12 protein-coding genes are annotated in these 15,499 nt (G+C 40.6%); 4 read left to right on the top strand and 8 right to left on the bottom strand.

What is annotated here, in order from left to right; translation table 11 throughout:
- Positions 1-258 precede the first annotated feature (258 nt).
- The 3 genes from EKM76_RS10225 to EKM76_RS10235 form a co-directional block, all read right to left on the bottom strand.
- Positions 259-1,599, bottom strand: coding sequence for a glucose-6-phosphate isomerase (locus EKM76_RS10225; protein ID WP_125550568.1), 1,341 nt, complete (start codon positions 1,597-1,599; stop codon positions 259-261).
- Between the two features lie 145 nt (positions 1,600-1,744).
- Complete coding sequence (locus tag EKM76_RS10230; RefSeq protein WP_125550569.1) at positions 1,745-2,605, bottom strand: GRP family sugar transporter; 861 nt, start codon at positions 2,603-2,605, stop codon at positions 1,745-1,747.
- Between the two features lie 387 nt (positions 2,606-2,992).
- The gene (locus tag EKM76_RS10235) at positions 2,993-3,664 is read right to left on the bottom strand and encodes a VanZ family protein (RefSeq protein WP_125550570.1); all 672 of its coding nucleotides are present in this window, start codon (positions 3,662-3,664) and stop codon (positions 2,993-2,995) included.
- A 333-nt stretch (positions 3,665-3,997) separates the two neighbouring features.
- Between EKM76_RS10235 and EKM76_RS10240 the strand changes: the two genes are divergently transcribed.
- The 3 genes from EKM76_RS10240 (at position 3,998) to EKM76_RS10250 (ending at position 7,767) form a co-directional block, all read left to right on the top strand.
- Positions 3,998-6,148, top strand: a complete 2,151-nt coding sequence (locus tag EKM76_RS10240; protein WP_125550571.1) for an LTA synthase family protein — start codon at positions 3,998-4,000, stop codon at positions 6,146-6,148.
- A 194-nt stretch (positions 6,149-6,342) separates the two neighbouring features.
- Entirely contained in the window at positions 6,343-7,125 is a 783-nt protein-coding gene (locus EKM76_RS10245) for an FtsX-like permease family protein (RefSeq protein WP_125550572.1), read from the top strand.
- Between the two features lie 78 nt (positions 7,126-7,203).
- The gene (locus tag EKM76_RS10250) at positions 7,204-7,767 is read left to right on the top strand and encodes a P-loop NTPase family protein (RefSeq protein ID WP_125550573.1); all 564 of its coding nucleotides are present in this window, start codon (positions 7,204-7,206) and stop codon (positions 7,765-7,767) included.
- A gap of 76 nt (positions 7,768-7,843) precedes the next feature.
- On the opposite strand, the gene EKM76_RS10255 is transcribed toward EKM76_RS10250, so the two are convergent.
- Positions 7,844-9,334: a sensor histidine kinase gene (locus tag EKM76_RS10255; protein WP_125550574.1), complete on the bottom strand. Its 1,491-nt coding sequence runs from the start codon at positions 9,332-9,334 to the stop codon at positions 7,844-7,846.
- Entirely contained in the window at positions 9,334-10,056 is a 723-nt protein-coding gene (locus EKM76_RS10260; protein ID WP_125550575.1) for a response regulator transcription factor, read from the bottom strand. Before EKM76_RS10260 ends, EKM76_RS10255 begins: the two co-directional genes overlap by 1 nt.
- A gap of 325 nt (positions 10,057-10,381) precedes the next feature.
- On the opposite strand from EKM76_RS10260, the gene EKM76_RS10265 reads away from it, so the two are divergent.
- The gene (locus EKM76_RS10265; protein WP_125550576.1) at positions 10,382-11,158 is read left to right on the top strand and encodes a Cof-type HAD-IIB family hydrolase; all 777 of its coding nucleotides are present in this window, start codon (positions 10,382-10,384) and stop codon (positions 11,156-11,158) included.
- Between the two features lie 217 nt (positions 11,159-11,375).
- Here the strand turns inward: EKM76_RS10265 and EKM76_RS10270 are convergent, their stop codons facing one another.
- From EKM76_RS10270 to EKM76_RS10280, 3 genes are all read right to left on the bottom strand, one after another.
- A complete protein-coding gene (locus tag EKM76_RS10270) occupies positions 11,376-12,344 on the bottom strand; it encodes an ABC transporter ATP-binding protein (protein WP_125550577.1) in 969 nt (322 codons plus the stop codon).
- Positions 12,344-13,870, bottom strand: a complete 1,527-nt coding sequence (locus tag EKM76_RS10275; RefSeq protein WP_125550578.1) for an ABC transporter permease/substrate-binding protein — start codon at positions 13,868-13,870, stop codon at positions 12,344-12,346. Before EKM76_RS10275 ends, EKM76_RS10270 begins: the two co-directional genes overlap by 1 nt.
- A gap of 122 nt (positions 13,871-13,992) precedes the next feature.
- Positions 13,993-15,330: a dihydrolipoyl dehydrogenase family protein gene (locus EKM76_RS10280; protein WP_125550579.1), complete on the bottom strand. Its 1,338-nt coding sequence runs from the start codon at positions 15,328-15,330 to the stop codon at positions 13,993-13,995.
- Positions 15,331-15,499 lie beyond the last annotated feature (169 nt).

Raw genomic sequence — 15,499 nt, forward strand, 5'->3', positions numbered from 1 at the left:
CTGACTGTGGTATTCTGTTCTTGCATCAAGACAATAACCTCTTTCATTGTTTGTGTAGGAACATCAATGATAACAGAGATTTGTCTTGGTGTTTTTTATTTTATCAATTAGCTAAAAGTATTTGGCTAACTTGATTATAAAACGCGCGAAAATAATTGAACACAAAAAGCTCCCAAAAATCGAAAACCGTCTTCACAGACAATTTCTACGATTTCAGGAGCTTTTTATTTTTAACTAAATTATGCTAAAAACGCTGTTTTATAGGCGTTCGTTTAATTCTTTACCAAGTTTTTCGAAGCCAGGTTTGCCTAAAAGTGCAAACATATTTTTCTTGTATGCTTCAACACCTGGTTGGTTGAATGGGTTGATACCGTTCAAATAACCAGAAATAGCAACAGCGCGTTCGAAGAAGTAGATCAAATAACCTAAGGTGAAGGCATTTTGTTCTGGGATGTGTACGCTCATTACGGGTACGCCGCCATCATTGTGCGCTAATACAACACCCTGATAAGCCTTGGTGTTAACAAAATCGATCGACTTGCCTTGTAGGTAAGCCAAACCGTCTAAGTCACCGTCTTCAACGGGAACAGTCAAGTCATGCGTTGGTTTGTCAACTTTGACAACAGTTTCCATTAAGTTACGGCGACCTTCTTGAATATACTGACCTAATGAATGCAGATCGGTAGTGAAGTTAGCTGAAGATGGGTAGATACCCTTTTGGTCCTTACCTTCAGATTCACCCATCAATTGCTTCCACCATTCGGAGAAGTATTGCAAAGTTGGTTCGTAGTTTTCTAATAATTCTGTTGTGTAGCCTTTACGATATAAAATATTACGCAATGCTGCATATTTATAAGCGTCATTTTTAGTTACGTCTGGATCAGCGTATTCATCTTCAGCGGCAGCAGCACCCTGCATTAACTGATCAACATCGCCACCAGCAACCGCAATTGGCAACAGGCCAACGGCAGTTAAAACAGTGAACCGACCACCAGTACCGTCAGGAATAACAAAGCTTTCGTAACCTTCAGCGTCAGCTTCTTGCTTCAAAGCACCATTTGCCTTGTCAGTTGTGGCATAAATACGTTCTTTAGCGCCATCTGCACCATACTTAGCGATCAATTTTTCTTTAAAAACACGGAAAGCGATTGACGGTTCAGTAGTCGTACCTGACTTAGAAATGACGTTGATCGAGAAGTCACGGTCACCGATCATTGCTAATAAGTCATGCAAGTAAGATGAGCTGATTGAATTACCAGCAAAGAAGACTTGTGGTGCTTTACGGTCTGGTGCCATGTTGTAGAAAGTACTGCTCAAAAAATCAATGGCAGCGCGAGCGCCTAGATATGAGCCACCAATACCAATAGCAACAAAGACTTCAGAATCATTTTGGATTTTTTTAGCAGCGGCTTTGATCCGGCTAAATTCTTCCTTATCGTAATCATGAGGTAAACGTACCCAGTCCAGCATTTCTGATCCTACGCCAGTTCCGTTGACCAATTGATCATGTGCTGCGGTAACCATTGGTTGAATTTCACTTAATTCGTTGTTGTGAACGAATTGACTAACAGCAGAATCATCGAATGTAATATGTGCCATTAAAAATAGCCTCCCTTAATATAGTAACTACCAAAAATAACTTTAGCCGCTTTGCTATTAAATTGCAAGCGCGTTTATACTTTGAAAAGGCTTTAAAAATATAAAAAACTACTGACATTATCTGCCAGCAGTTGGTTGATTCAAATTAAGCTTTCATATAGCCCAGTAGGATCCCGCCGCCAATGACAAACAGACAGCCAACCACAACGTAGACCATTTCACGCCGGGTTTTCTTTTCACCTAGCAAGAAGATACTACCTAGTGTGGAAATAATGATCCCCGTTTGTGACAAGGAGTATGAAACTGCCAAGCCAACTTTAGGAATCGATAGGAACATAAAAATGTTCCCTGCGCCCCAAAGTAAGCCAGTTAAAATATTTTTAACCGTTGCAATATTTTTGACATCCTTACCCATTGCCATAATGATCGCGCCGATCAACATACCAATTGCTTGTGGTAAAATCACTGCAATTGCGTTGACTTGACCCCAATCAACAACGATCGTATAACCGACATAGCCAATCGTTGAAATTAGTAGGATCCGCAGTCCTCTACTAAGTTCGGTGTTTTCTTCATTAACTGAGCGACTAGCTGGATCATTCCGCGATGTTAGTGTTGCCCCAACGATCAGAATGATCAAAGCCAAAACGCCAAGACTGATTTCTCGACCATTTTGCCACTCATGAAAAAGTAAGGCACCGGCTAACGTATTAGCGACTAGCTGCATCCCAGTCGACATCGGTACCGTCCGCGACACGCCCATTACTTGCATTGATTGGAACTGCTGGCCTTGGCCGACACTCCATAGCAAGCCAGAAGCGATACCGACTAAGAATACCTTTACATTTAAGACAGGATGATAAACAAAGTAAGCACCTAACGAAAATACTAGCGCACCAATTGTCATACCTAAGGTTTGTTGGTATGCGCTACCGCCGAGCTTACCACTCACTAAACCGATACTGCCCCAACAAAGCGCTGGGATCAGTGCAATTAAAATACTCACAAAATATTCCTCAATTCTCTCTTGATTTACGAAATTCCATTTTACCGGTTACAAACATAGGTTGCAACCTTTTTTTACTTTTAAAAAGTAACCAGCTAACTGGTATAGCAAAAATAAACCTGAATTCAATAACCGTGATAACTAACCATGAAATAATTTTCACTTGGCTAAATACCAGCTTAACTGGTAACTGAGTATAGCTTTTTTTACTAGACTAAAATAAAAATGTTTTCATGAAAATATTTTTATGTCGCTCTTTTCTTTAGCTTGCATTTAATTAAATGGCTTGCTATCAGTGATCATCAGCAATGAAAGCGACTCCGCAACCAAAATATCGCCACTAAAAAAATATTGGTCTGAAATAAAAAAAGTCTCAGAAATAAGTTCTCAGACTTTCTTAGCGTGTAATTTTAATTTATTGAGCCATTGGCGTAAGCCGCGCCAAATCAAGTATAGAACAAAACCCACTAAACAGCCCGCAGCATTAAAGGTCACATCATCAATATCGGCAATCCCAGTCGACAACAGATATTGCAATGTTTCAATTGAAACTGAAACACCCACTCCTAATAAATATACCTGCAAAAACTGGACTGGCAACCAACGCCGATTGTCTTGTAAACGAACACCATAGCTGAATCCTAATGGAATAAACCACAAAATATTACCAAACAAATTATAGAGAAAATCAAATTTAGATTTGCCCTGCACCAATTTCAACGTTTCAACAAAAGGCGTTGTGTTAATTGCCTTATGTGGTAATTGTAAATATGTCCAAAATTGATTAGGCCAATAAATCCCCCGCAACGCAGTTAGTGAATATAATAATAATAGGTAGATGACCAACAACCAGAGATAAGTCTCACGGCGCCACACCGTTGATCCTTGGCCTAACCGCTGCCGATAACGTAAGTAGAGTAACCGTAATACCAAAAAAACTAAAAAATAGAGTAATGTTTTATCTAAACTATAAAAAACTAGCTGAATCAATGGAAAATGATAGATTTGATGTGCATATCGCGCGGCCACTAGCCGATAAAGTGGCCCCAGAAAAATCATGAACCTACCCCCTCACATTATTAAATTTAAGTTATTTATTAGTCGAGCTAAATTCTAGTATTCTACTAACTTTATTTTAGCAAAAAATACGCCTTAACACGAGTTTACCGTTGAGATTTGGAAAAATTTAAGTTCTCGATTTAACAACAATAAAAGGTTGATCTGTCTTGCTTGAAAATACACTAATTTTCACTAATCACTTCCGCAACCCTATCAGAGCCCTGTGCCGGTTTGACAATTGATTTCGTTTACGCGTACAATATCGTGAGAATTGATTTACCGGCAATTGTCAGTTAAAAATCAAGCTATTCTCTAAAGGAGTTTAAATATCCCGTGAAACGTCTACTTAAGAACCTACATACTTTTATTAATCAACGCAATGGCTTTTTCATCCTATTAGTTGGGTTATTTTGGCTAAAAACCATGTTTGCCTATTATGTTGATTTTTCTTTAGGAGTTAGTGGTGTTTTCCAGCATATTATTTTATGGCTAAATCCATTGGCCACTACCTTATTGGTCTTCGGTTTAGCTTTATACATTCAACGACCAATTTGGCGCTACTTTGGCCTAATGATCCTATCAACCGCAAATACTGCCTTGCTTTACTTTAATGTAATTTATTATCGCCAGTTTACCGACTTTATGACTATCAATACGATTCTTGGCTATTCAAAAGTTTCCGAAGGCCTTAGCGGTAGTTCACTGGCGTTGGCACGTCCTTATGATGTCTTATATTGGCTCGATCTAGTTATTCTGGTGGTATTACTGCTATCCCGTTTAATTAAAATTGATCAACGACCAATTCGCCACCATCTACCCTTTGCCATTACTTCAGTCGCCGTGTTATTATTTTCGGTTAATTTAACGTTAGGTGAAGCTGATCGGCCACAACTTTTGACTCGTACTTTTGACCGTAATTACATTGTGAAATATTTAGGTATTGACGCTTACACTGTTTATGATGCCGTTAAAACAGCACAAAATAACCAGACCCGTGCATCCGCGAATGGTTCAGATTTGGCGAATGTTTTAACTTTCATTAATCAGCACAATGCGGCGCCAGATCCTGATATGTATGGTATCGCTAAAGGTCGCAACGTGATCATTCTTCATTTGGAAAGTTTTCAACAATTTCTAATTGACTACAAGGTTGACGGTCAGGAAGTGACCCCATTCTTGAATAGTTTGTACCATAGTGATCAGACTTATGCCTTCAGTAACTTTTTCCATCAAGTCGGTCAAGGTAAAACCAGTGATGCTGAAAATATGTTAGAAACCAGCGTTTACGGCTTGCCCCAAGGCTCAGTGTTCACTGCACTTGGTTCGGACAATACCTTCCAAGCCGCTCCGGCGATCTTGCAACAAAAGGCTGGCTATAGCTCAGCGGTCTTCCATGGTAATGTCGGATCATTCTGGAATCGTGATAACGTTTATAAAAATATGGGCTACCAGAATTTCTTTGATGCTTCTTACTTCGATACTGAAGGCGATCGTTCAGAACAATACGGTCTGAAGGATAAATTATTATTCCGTGACTCAGTTAAATATTTAGAACAATTACAGCAGCCTTTTTACGCAAAATTCATTACTGTCACTAATCATTTTCCATTCCCATTGGACAGTGAAGATACTGACTTCCCGTTACCAACAACCGACGATAAAGCCGTTAATAATTACTTTGCCACTGCCCATTATCTGGATCAATCACTACAAGAGTTTTTTGAATATTTAAAATCGAGTGGCTTATATGACAACTCAATGATCGTCCTTTACGGCGACCATTATGGTTTATCCAATAGTGACAATCTAAGTTTAGCCGAACTACTGGGAAAATCCGCCGATACTTGGAATGATTATGATAACGCTCAGTTGCAGCGCGTCCCGCTAATGATCAATATTCCGGGACAACATAACGGTGGTATTCAGAAGCAATACGGTGGTGAAATTGATGTGCTGCCAACGATCGAACATTTATTGGGCATCGATAATACGGGTTACGTTCAATTTGGAACGGATCTTTTCTCAGCACAACATGATCAGGTTGTCGCCTTTCGTAACAGTAATTTTGTCACCCCGACGCACACAGTCCTGGATGGCACTATTTACAACAATGATGGCGAGGAAGTCACCCATCCAAGTGCTACTTTAAAAGCAGAAATTAAACGGCAACAAGATAAAGTACAAAACGAGTTACAACTTTCTGACACAGTAAACAATAAAAACTTATTACGTTTCTACACACCAATTGGTTTCAAACCTGTCGATCCGGAAAATTACAATTATAAAAATGATTTTGCACAGTTAAAAATGACCGGCGAAAAATTAGGTCAACTTTCAACCAGTTTATATTCTAAAAATGGTGACCGTACCACAAGCAACCATTATAAAACGGATGCGCCTGAACTTTCTTCCGGTGATGATGACGCTGATACAACAAATACGACTAGCTCTGAAAATAGTTCTAGTAGTCAATCAACTGAATAGTAGCTGCTAAGCTCTGGTCATAAAAAATAGTAGCACGATTACTTTTACAGTAATTGTGCTACTATTTTTGTCCAACCGAAAATAAATAAACTTAAATGGGACTATTTAACGCACTTATTCGTGATTTTAATTAGGTAACTTCACACTTTGTTCAAAGTATTTTTTTATAATTAGATTTGTAATGAGGTGAGCTTATGCGGGTTATTCAACGGGTATTTGCAAGTTTGCACTATCATTGGCGTTATACCACTTTTTTTAGTGTATGCGCGGTTCTATTCCTGGTAAGCAGTCTTTCCGCCTTGATTGCCCAAGCGATTCAGGGCCAAGCACTCAGCCTATTTGAACAACGCATCGATATTATTGATCGTAAATCACAAATACTAACTCGTTGGTCGGTTTTGCGGCAAATTCTTCATATCCGTCAGGCGATGGTCAGCGACACCCAAAATATTTACAGTTTACTATTTTGGGGCTTTGCAGGATTAATTTTAGTGCTTAGCGTGCTAACTTTAATTCAGCGCAAACATGAATTTTCAATTTATCAATTAGCTGGCAAGAATACAGCTAATATTAGTTTTCAATTTGCTTTAGAAAATCTATTTTCATTTTTAATTGCTTTTTTTATCGCGACAATTATTTTACTGTGTATCCAAAGTTGGTATTTAGATGGTTTGGTCCAGCTAAACCAGTACTGGTTTGGCCAAAAGTTACCTAGTGGGTTAAAAACCTTGCTGGAAAACACTTCGGACCAAACTTGGCGTCAGTTTAATCAGCTGTTTCAACATCAATTTACGACGTTTAACGGTCATCTACTACTGTTTGATCAGGGTAATCACGGCGGTCAAAGCCTAGCTGACTATGATCGTTCCTTATGGACATTAACCTGGCAAGGAAGTGCGCTTGTCTTTTTGGTTAGCTATCTTAGCGCTTCAATCTATAATTGGTGGATCAGCCGCCAACTACTTCATTCGTCGTAACTGCAGCAAGTAAAGACTGGGGATCAAGCTATTCATATACCGGCCCGTCAGAGACAGTTTCTAGCAAAGGAGTAAGCTATGTTCTCTTTTTATTCAACTAAAAATCAAAATAGTTTTTTAAATAAATGGCAGACTGTCTTTGTACCGGGACAGCTTTATTTTATTAATGTCCCGTTATCAGATCAACGACGGCTTGTGATCCAGCGCTACCTTAAGTTGTTTACCCAACACCATCTTCATAAACGACTTGGCATCATCACCACGCAGGAAGATGTTTTACTCCCATACCTTAGTGTACGCGAAAATATTTTGCTTAATCTAAATGGTAGTGTTGAGAAAAAATACCCGTGGCAAGCAGTATACGAGCATGAGTTTTTTGAAAAGGATGCTGTTGATCTAACCACTAGTGAGCGCTTCTACGTGCAACTTTACCGGAATATTTTTGCTGGTAAGGATGTCATCTTAGTCAATGCAACCTTGGACGATTATCCACCAGCGGTTATGCGTGCAGTACTGCTTAAGCTGAATCAGATCACTAAAAACAGTCCCGTTACTATGGTTTTTCTCACGGCTAATCAAGAATTATTGTCCAGCGAGCGTGAGCAAAGCTTGCATACGATTCCTTTTCTAACCACCAAATAAATGAGCACAAAAAAGTTGACCTCGTTTTTATACTGGGTCAACTTTTTTAGCTTTCATAAATAAATAATGGGCAATGCTAATCTTTTTTACTTTCTACTGCATCTGGTGTAGTTTCTTGACTAGCAACTTGGTCAGGAAAACTAATGGTAAATGTGGTCCCAACGTTTTCTTTACTATCGACCTTGATTTCACCGCCATGCAGTTGAACTAATTGGTGAACGATTGCTAGACCTAGGCCAGACTCGCCATACTTAGTATTCTTACGTGATGGATCCGCCTTGTAGTAACGTTCCCAAATATTTTGCACTTGTTCCGCCGACATCCCGATACCCGTGTCTTGCACCGTGAAAATCGTTTCATGGTAACCATGTTTTGCAGTGATCGTAATCGTGCCATCTTGGGTAAATTGAATCGCATTTTGGATCACGTTAAACATCACTTGAACGAATCGATCATAATCTGCATAGACCTGCACACTAGGACCCGGCGTCAAGATCAGATCATTATTCGCATTATTAGATTTATTAGTCAATTGCATCACAATATTCTGCAACGCTTCTGTACCGTCAAAATTCCGCTTAGACAAGCTGATTTGGTTGGTACGAATTTTCTCATAATCTAAATTCTCATTGACGATTCGAATCAGACGCTTGGTCTCATTTTGCATTAATTCAATGCTTTTACCCCGCATATCTTCAGGTATTGCATCATACTGCAGGCCTTCAAGTAAGCCGTTGATCGTCGTTAAAGGCGTTCGCATTTCATGCGCTGCGTCAGCCATAAATTGGCGCCGCCGATCTTCTTGGCGCTTAATTTCATCTTCTGATTCACGTAATGAAGTCGTCATCTGATTAAAGTCGATTGCTAAGTCATCTAGCTCATCATGGTGCTTGGCATCGATTTTAACATCAAAATCACCTTTGGCCACTTTATGTGCGGCACCACGCAATCGATTGATCCGCAGAACTTGATACTTAGCCAACAAGAAGCTCATGATCACGGCGGCCACACTGGAAATCAGCAACGCCATAAAAAGATTATGCTCGATTTTAGTAATATTGGCGTGTACATTCGAGACCAGCGAACCGACTGAAATAACGGCTTTTAAATCACCATTATAGAAATAAGGTACCAACACATCGGTCATTTCCTGTTGATTATTCAACACATTGGTCCCGTGATCAGACTTACGATAAATCCGTTTGCCCTGTTTCAGTTTTTGCCAATCGGCTTTGGTTAGTTGGCGCGCCATAACAGGGCCACGACCATCAGTCAGTGGATAGATCATTTTATTTTTATCGCTAAAAATCGCAAAATGAACTTTCTGCTGTGACAAAACCGCTTCACTATTACTTAACATACTGACTTGAAAACCAGTAAACGTATTGGTTCTTTTATCAACTGTCATTGCCTGTTGCATCAGACTATCCGCGTAACCCTCAAGTTGATCCCACGTTGTTTCGTAAACCATCTTATTAGTAAATTGAATAAAGAAAAGCCCAACGATCAACAAAGTCGTCATAATAACGGCAAAAAAAGCCAGCATTTGCTGATAAATCAATTTCATTAAGCAGTCACATCGGAATCATCAAATTTATAGCCAACACCCCAAACAGTTTGGATAATTTGCGGTCCCACCTTTTCGATTTTTTGACGCAATTTTTTAATATGGGCATCAACTGTCCGTTCATCCCCGTAGTATTGGTAATCCCAAACTAGTTCTAACAATTGTTCACGCGAAAAAACTTGTTTTGGTTTTTTAGCCAATGTGAATAACAAGTCAAATTCTTTGGGTGTTAATCCATTAATTGGCTGATCCAATAAATAAGCTTCGCGGGTTTTAGTATTCAATTTAAAATGATCCGTGATCACGTCAAATGCAGTTTCAGCATCGTCATCGATAGTTGGACTATTTTCACTTAATTCTGCCCGCCGATGGAGCGCTTTGATCCGTGCAATCAGTGTCATTGGACTGAATGGCTTAGTAACGTAATCGTCCGCACCAATTTCAAGTCCCAAAACCTGATCACTTTCAGAATCGCGTGCGGTCAACATGATCATTGGCACACTTTGCGAAAGTTTACGGATCTCTTGAGCAACCTGCATACCGTCCATTCCAGGTAAATTAAGATCAAGCGTAATAATATCCCAACTATCCGGAGCTGCTTTGAAAATTTCTAACGCTTCATTACCATCGTACGCAAAGCTAACTTGCCATTCTTCTTTAGTAAAAAACATATTCATCATTTCGGAGACTGATTTATTGTCTTCAATCATCAATAAGCGCATGTTAATAACTCCTTCATAGTATCGGTGTTGATTAGCTAGCTATGTGCCAAAATTATTTTGGCACATATGATCACCCAGTATTGGCACGAAAATGTGTCTGTAAAATAATTTTATAGCGTTGGTTGATATATAACACCTTTTATTGCCTTTATTATACAATAACCAGAAGTTGTTGTGGACCTTTGCTTGAAAAGTTGTGATAAGTTCTTGAACTATTCACACTTTCGCCACACAACCCTTGACTGTATTTTCTGAAAGTTTTTTGCTACACTAACACAGTGCACTTAAATTTTATGAATCAATCTAAAATGAAAGCAGTGAAAAAATGACCTATCGTGCGGTAGTTTTCTTTGACTTAGATGGTACCTTAATGAATCCACAATCACAACTCGATGCGGACGTTCGTACTGCTGTCCACAGTTTACGTGAACAGGATATTTTGCCCGTTATTTCAACTGGGCGTTCCCCTGGTGAAATCCCTGAAATTTTCGAGCAAGCTGGCATTGATACGTACATCGCGCTCAATGGCGGTTTGGTGGTTTACGAGGGCAAGCCGATCTACGAAGGCGCAATTGACAAAGCGATGATCGCAAAAATGTTAGCTATCACAGAATCACATGGTGATGCTTTGGCTTACTACAATGGTACTGACTTCCGGATCTCACGCTTAAATGATTTAGTTAAAGCACAATACGATTTTGTCAGTACCCCTTACCCAGAAGTTGACCCTGATTTTTACAAAACTAATCCTGTCGATATGTTATTAGTGATCACCGTCGACAATGATAAGCGTTACATCTATCCTTATGGCCATGAATTAACATTTTATCGTAACACACCTTATTCCTTGGATACCGTCCTCAAAGGCGAATCCAAACAATTTGGCATTATGACTTTGCTCAAAAAAATGGGCTTAGAAAAGGTTCCCACTTATGCATTCGGCGACGGTGTAAACGATGTGCCTATGTTTGAAACGGTCGATCATCCAATTGCCATGGGTAATGGAATCACCGCCGTTAAGGATCGGGCTGAATATATTACCGCTAAAAATACTGAAGGTGGCATCATTCAAGGCTTGCGTCACTTTAATTTATTACCTTAAAATAAAGAAACTACGTTGTGGCTCTTTCTGAAATTTAGCTGTAATTAACATATTAAGCAAATTTAGTTTGGTTCCATTCCGGCAGTGTTAGGCCACTGTTTGATTAAGTAGATCATATGAGCTCAAAAACACCGGCAAGCCAGTTTTCCAACTGGTTTGCCGGTGTTTCTGTTTTAGCTAAGTTTCATAAAAAGCCACATTTAGACTTGCAACTACTTTATTTGTTCTGAAAGCTCACCATGAAAGCTAATAATTGTTCACTGGTCAATTTACCCGCATCGTTACTGCCATTATTGATTTGAACAGCACCACTTTTTTGCAATTCCGGTAAGGCTTCGCCAATTGTTTGATGACTATCTAAAGCTGGTAAGCCTTGATCAGTTTCACTTAATGGCTGCAGATACCCTAGTACTTTTAGGCGATTTAAGTAGACGCCATAAATATCGTTCGTTTGTGCAGAAGCAAACATTTTACTAACAAAATCGTTGACTGGCTGCTGCGCGATTTCATCCGGGGTCCCCACTTGGACTAAATGGCCGCCCTGCATCACACCAATTCGATCACCTAATTGCAGTGCTTCATTCATATCATGGGTGACAAAAACAATTGTGCTATTCAGTCGCTGGTGGATCGATAACGTTAATTTCTGTAATTGTTCCCGCGAAATTGGGTCTAGGGCACTAAATGGTTCGTCCATTAACACAACTTGTGGTTGCGCGGCAAAGGCACGGATAATGCCAACCCGTTGCTGTTCACCACCAGATAAGTCGCTAGGCATCCGTTGCTGGTAGGTTGCTGGGTCAAGTCCCACCTCGCTCAATAAGTCTTTAACTCGTTGTTTGATTGCTGCTGGTGCCATACGTTTCATTTCTGGTATCAAACTAATATTCTCTGCTACCGTCATATTAGGAAATAAGGCGATCTGTTGTAACACATAACCCATCTGCAAACGCAGCTCACGCAGCGGAATCGACGCCAGCGATCGGCCTTGATAATAAATGGTGCCCGTGGTGGGTTGCTCAAGTCGATTGATCATTTTCAGCGTGGTCGTTTTCCCGCTCCCTGACGCGCCGACTAACACAAATAATTCGCCGGCTTTGATGGTCAGGTTTAACTGTTCCACCGCATAATTATCGTTAAATTGTTTACCGACCTGGCGAAATTCAATACAGGGCTTTACCACCATTAGTGCTCACCTCCTAATAAATGATGTGTTACCAAATAATTGTGGGCAACCTTGGCTGCCGACACGCGCTTAACGTTAACTTGATAATTCATTTCTTGCATATCAGCTGCTGATATTTTCCCGCTGAGCTTATTCAGGCTGCGAACGATCTCTGGATGCGCCTTAGCTGTCGCTGTACGCATCAACGGTGCCCCCTGATAAGTTGGAAATAAGTGTCGGTCATCTTTTAACACGACCAGGTCATATTGCCGAATTTGCGAATCGGTTGAATAGCCATCGGTGACGTTGACCTTACCTTGGTGTAAAGCTTCATAACGTAGATCCGCTGACATTGATTGCGTTTTGAAATCAAGACCATAACGTTGCTGGATTCCTTTATAGCCATCACTGCGGTCTAAAAACTCTAAATCAAACCCAGCATTGATCTGATCAGAAATCTTAGCTAAATCACTGATATTGTGTAAGTTATATTTTTTGGCGAAGGAACGTTGCACAACTAAGGCGTAAGTATTGTTATATTTAAGTGGTGCTAAATAAGTCAACTTATCTTGTTGCTGGACTGCTGTTTTAGCTTGATGATAAATACCAGTCGCACTAGTTGCCCGCGTTTGTGGGGTCTTAACTAAACCTTCTAAGATCGTACCTGTAAATTCCGGATAAAGCGTAATTTGTTTGGCTTTTAGCGCACTAAACAAAAATGAAGTTTGACCAAAATTCGGCTTTAACGTCACTTTAACATTGTCATTGTCCGCTTCAATTAAATCACGATACATATTGATCAAGATTTCCGGCTCCGAACCTAGTTTGCCAGCAATTGTGATTTCAACCGGCTGCGGCTGCACCAATTTATAGACACCAAAAGCACCGCCGCCCAATATAACAACCGCAACGGTTATCAGAAACGGTTTTAACCTGATCCATTTGACGCCACGTAACGCAAAACTTAATACGATTGCTAGCAGTGCAGAGGCCAGCGCCCCAATCAAAGTCATCGTATTATTATTGCGATTAATACCTAATAAAATAAACGTTCCCAAGCCGCCAGCGCCAATTAAAGCCGCCAAAGTTGCTGTCCCAATAATCATTACCAACGCAGTGCGCACGCCAGAAAGAATCATCGGAAATGCCAACGGTAACTCGACTTTGCGCAACTTTTCCCAACGGGTCATCCCAAAAGCGGTCGCTGCCTCTTCCAGTGAAGGATCGATTTCAGTCAGTCCGGTATATGTGTTTTGAAAAATCGGTAACAGCGCATAAACGACCAACGAAATAACTGCCGGAACACTGCCAATACCGACTAATGGAATCAGCATCCCCAATAAAGCCAATGACGGAATCGTCTGCAATACGCCTGTGATCTGTAGAAAAATATTGGCTGTCCGTGGCTTCGGAATCACCCAGATGGCTAAAGGAATCGCAATTACGATTGCAATCAGTAAGGAAACTACTGATAACAATAAATGCTGGCCCAGCGCAGCTAATAAGTCAGCACGTTGCGTCACTAAAGTATGGAAAAAATCAGCCAAAAAAACGCCTCCTATGTAAAAACTCGCAACTGCCTCACTTAATTGTGGAAGTCACGAGCTTCAATTTATCATTTAAAATTCTTGCTACTGATCATATCGCATCAACTTAACCGACTAAATACCTAGACGTAATAATAAGCCAAATCACTGGCAGGCGTTGGATAAGCCATAACTTGTTGACTTAACTGATCCTTAGTAACTTGCTTTGTCATTAAGCCGGTCAAGTCATTGATCAACTCTTCAGCAATACTGGAATAAACGACAGCACCAACTAAGCGTTTCGTTTGCCGTTCAAAAATTGTTGTGACTCGCGCCGTTGGTTCCTTGATGCGATTAAAAGTATACCACTGCGTTACATCTTGTTCCAGCACTTGATATTTTTCATCTTGTTGCTGCGCATCGGCTAGTTTAACCCCAACTTGGGCAATTTGCGGACTCGCATAAACCACTTCTGGGATCGGTGGATAAGCAATTGCTGTCTCGGTTGACTTTAAAATAGCTTGCGCCACATAACGACCTTCAAAACCAGCCACTGGCGTTAACTTGGGCTGTTTTTTAGCGAGTACATCGCCCACAGCATAAACCTGCGGATTGGTCGTTTGCAAATGGTCATTCACCAGCAGACCCTTGGCTGTTGCATCGATTCCCGCCGCTGCTAGCTCCAAGCTAGCTAGTCGTGGTTGACGACCACTAGCAGCAAATACAGCATCAACATTTAGTTGGCGTGTTGTATTTGTGGCTAAGCTATAATGATCAGCATGCTTCGTGACGCTAGTCAACTCGGTATCCCAATGGAAAGTGATTCCCTTAGCTGTCATTGCGGCTGACAATAATTGGGTATAAGCTTCAGGAAAATCACGTAAAATTCGTTGGTTATGCTGCAAAATATGCACCTCGGCGCCTGCACTAGCCGCAATATTGGCTAATTCCAACGCAACATAGCCAGCACCAACAAAGGCGATTCGCTGCGGTAACTCAGGCAAGGCCAAAAAGTCATTACTAGTCTGCAAGTACTCGCTGCCACTGATTTGCGGTACCCGCGGTGCTTGCCCAGTAGCAATGATAAAATAGTCAGCTTGATAAGTCGTTGCCGCCACTTGGATTTGATTCTTAGCCACGAAATGCGGCTGACCATGAACGGTTGCAATATTAGCTGTTTTTAGTCCTGATAAAGTTCCTGCCGGAATTTTATCAGTATAAGCACGCTTAAAAGTCATTAATTCTGGCCAATCAATGGTTGGAATGCCTGACAAGCCAAAATGTTGCAACTGACTAGCTTGATCACGAGCGGATACTGCCGAATACAACATTTTTTTCGGATCACAGCCACGATTAGGGCAAGTCCCGCCCCAAAGATCATTTTCAATAACTAGAACTTGTTGCTGTTCCGCTAAAGCATAGGCAGCCGCTAAGCCACCAGGTCCTGCACCAATAATGATCGTATCAAACTTGGTTGTCATATAAATTCCTCCCATAGAGTGAAGGTACTGTCAAACGTACCTCGTTTTTGTTATTAATTTCCGAATATTAAAAAACACCCGAACGTCTTTTTCTGGTATTCTTGGTGTGCGAACAACAAGAAAATCCAGAAAGAAGGATTCGAGTGCATACACCATTAATAGCCTATTT

The organism is Loigolactobacillus zhaoyuanensis (genome assembly GCF_003946385.1).
Lineage (GTDB): Bacteria > Bacillota > Bacilli > Lactobacillales > Lactobacillaceae > Loigolactobacillus > Loigolactobacillus zhaoyuanensis.

Coding starts and splice junctions, on each gene's coding strand:
- EKM76_RS10225 (WP_125550568.1), bottom strand. CDS start 1,599: ATGGCACATATTACATTCGATGATTCTGCTGTTAGTCAATTCGTTCAC.
- EKM76_RS10235 (WP_125550570.1), bottom strand. CDS start 3,664: ATGATTTTTCTGGGGCCACTTTATCGGCTAGTGGCCGCGCGATATGCA.
- EKM76_RS10245 (WP_125550572.1), top strand. CDS start 6,343: ATGCGGGTTATTCAACGGGTATTTGCAAGTTTGCACTATCATTGGCGT.
- EKM76_RS10250 (WP_125550573.1), top strand. CDS start 7,204: ATGTTCTCTTTTTATTCAACTAAAAATCAAAATAGTTTTTTAAATAAA.
- EKM76_RS10255 (WP_125550574.1), bottom strand. CDS start 9,334: ATGAAATTGATTTATCAGCAAATGCTGGCTTTTTTTGCCGTTATTATG.
- EKM76_RS10260 (WP_125550575.1), bottom strand. CDS start 10,056: ATGCGCTTATTGATGATTGAAGACAATAAATCAGTCTCCGAAATGATG.
- EKM76_RS10265 (WP_125550576.1), top strand. CDS start 10,382: ATGACCTATCGTGCGGTAGTTTTCTTTGACTTAGATGGTACCTTAATG.
- EKM76_RS10270 (WP_125550577.1), bottom strand. CDS start 12,344: ATGGTGGTAAAGCCCTGTATTGAATTTCGCCAGGTCGGTAAACAATTT.
- EKM76_RS10280 (WP_125550579.1), bottom strand. CDS start 15,330: ATGACAACCAAGTTTGATACGATCATTATTGGTGCAGGACCTGGTGGC.